General features: G+C 40.6%; 1 protein-coding gene. It reads left to right on the top strand.

The genetic code is table 11. The features are described from left to right. On the top strand, positions 1 to 2892 hold a 2892-nt coding region (locus tag BZG02_RS20930), incomplete at both ends, for a beta strand repeat-containing protein (protein WP_218972322.1).

The raw sequence follows: 2892 nt of genomic DNA on the forward strand, positions 1-2892 counted from the left end.
ATTTGGCTTCATTGCCAAACGTAACTGCAGAGTGTGAGGTGACTAGTTTAACAGCACCAACAGCAACAGATAATTGTTCTGCCGTAACAGTAACTAACGATGCAAGTTTGCCAATCACTGCACAAGGAACTACTGTTGTTACCTGGACTTATAAAGATGTAGTTGGGAATATCAGTACACAAACACAGAATGTAATCATTACTGATGCTACAGCACCAATTGCAGATTTGGCTTCATTGCCAAACGTAACTGCAGAGTGTGAGGTAACGACTTTAACTGCACCAAGTGCGACAGATAACTGTTCATCAGTTACTGTAACTAACGATGCAAGTTTACCAATAACTACTCAAGGCACTACAGTTGTGACTTGGACTTATAAAGATGTAGTTGGGAATACCAGTACACAAACACAGAATGTAATCATTACTGATGCTACTGCACCAGTTGCAGATTTGGCTTCTTTGCCAAACGTAACCGCAGAGTGTGAGGTAACGACTTTAACTGCACCAAGTGCAACAGATAATTGTTCTGCTGTAACAGTAACTAACGATGCAAGTTTACCAATTACTACACAAGGCACTACTGTTGTTACCTGGACTTATAAAGATGTAGTTGGGAATACCAGTACACAAACACAGAATGTAATCATTACTGATGCTACAGCACCGGTTGCAGATTTGGCTTCATTGCCAAACGTAACTGCAGAGTGTGAGGTAACGACTTTAACTGCACCAAGTGCGACAGATAACTGTTCATCAGTTACTGTAACTAACGATGCAAGTTTACCAATAACTACACAAGGCACTACAGTTGTGACTTGGACTTATAAAGATGTAGTTGGGAATACCAGTACACAAACACAGAATGTAATCATTACTGATGCTACTGCACCAGTTGCAGATTTGGCTTCTTTGCCAAACGTAACCGCAGAGTGTGAGGTAACGACTTTAACTGCACCAAGTGCAACAGATAATTGTTCTGCTGTAACAGTAACTAACGATGCAAGTTTGCCAATCACTGCACAAGGAACTACTGTTGTTACCTGGACTTATAAAGATGTAGTTGGGAATACCAGTACACAAACACAGAATGTAATCATTACTGATGCTACAGCACCAGTTGCAGATTTGGCTTCTTTGCCAAACGTAACTGCAGAGTGTGAGGTGACTAGTTTAACTGCACCAACAGCAACAGATAATTGTTCTGCTGTAACAGTAACTAACGATGCAAGTTTGCCAATCACTACTCAAGGCACTACGGTTGTGACTTGGACTTATAAAGATGTAGTTGGGAATAGCAGTACACAAACACAGAATGTAATCATTACTGATGCTACAGCACCGGTTGCAGATTTGGCTTCTTTGCCAAACGTAACTGCAGAGTGTGAGGTGACTAGTTTAACAGCACCAAGTGCAACAGATAATTGTTCTGCTGTAACAGTAACTAACGATGCAAGTTTACCAATAACTACTCAAGGAACTACTGTTGTTACTTGGACATATAAAGATGTAGTTGGGAATATCAGTACACAAACACAGAATGTAATCATTACTGATGCTACAGCACCGGTTGCAGATTTGGCTTCTTTGCCAAACGTAACCGCAGAGTGTGAGGTAACTTCATTAACAGCACCAAGTGCAACAGATAATTGTTCTACTGTAACAGTAACTAACGATGCAAGTTTACCAATAACTACTCAAGGCACTACAGTTGTGACTTGGACTTATAAAGATGTAGTTGGGAATACCAGTACACAAACACAGAATGTAATTATTACTGATGCTACTGCACCGGTTGCAGATTTGGCTTCATTGCCAAACGTAACTGCAGAGTGTGAGGTAACTTCATTGACAGCACCAAGTGCAACAGATAATTGTTCTGCTGTAACAGTAACTAACGATGCAAGTTTACCAATAACTACTCAAGGCACTACAGTTGTGACTTGGACTTATAAAGATGTAGTTGGGAATACCAGTACACAAACACAGAATGTAGTTATCACCGATACACAAGCACCAGTAGCAGATTTGGCATCATTGCCAAACGTAACTGCAGAGTGTGAAGTGACAAGCTTAACTGCACCAAGCGCGACAGATAACTGTTCATCAGTTACTGTAACTAACGATGCAAGTTTGCCAATAACTACTCAAGGCACTACAGTTGTTACTTGGACATATAAAGATGTTGTTGGGAATATCAGTACACAAACACAGAATGTAATCATTACTGATGCTACAGCACCGGTTGCAGATTTGGCTTCATTGCCAAACGTAACTGCAGAGTGTGAGGTGACTAGTTTAACAGCACCAACAGCAACAGACAACTGCTCGACAGTAACAGTAACTAACGATGCAAGTTTACCAATAACTACTCAAGGCACTACAGTTGTGACTTGGACTTATAAAGATGTAGTTGGGAATACCAGTACACAAACACAGAATGTAGTTATCACCGATACACAAGCACCAGTAGCAGATTTGGCATCATTGCCAAACGTAACTGCAGAGTGTGAAGTGACAAGCTTAACTGCTCCAAGCGCGACAGATAACTGTTCATCAGTTACTGTAACTAATGATGCAAGTTTGCCAATTACAGCACAAGGAACTACTGTTGTTACTTGGACATATAAAGATGTTGTTGGGAATATCAGTACACAAACACAGAATGTAATCATTACTGATGCTACTGCACCAGTTGCAGATTTGGCTTCTTTGCCAAACGTAACCGCAGAGTGTGAGGTGACGACTTTAACTGCACCAACAGCAACAGATAATTGTTCTGCTGTAACAGTAACTAACGATGCAAGTTTGCCAATAACTACACAAGGAACTACTGTTGTTACCTGGACTTATAAAGATGTTGTTGGGAATATCAGTACACAAACACAGAATG

The sequence above is a fragment of the Labilibaculum filiforme genome (assembly GCF_002843315.1).
GTDB lineage: Bacteria > Bacteroidota > Bacteroidia > Bacteroidales > Marinifilaceae > Labilibaculum > Labilibaculum filiforme.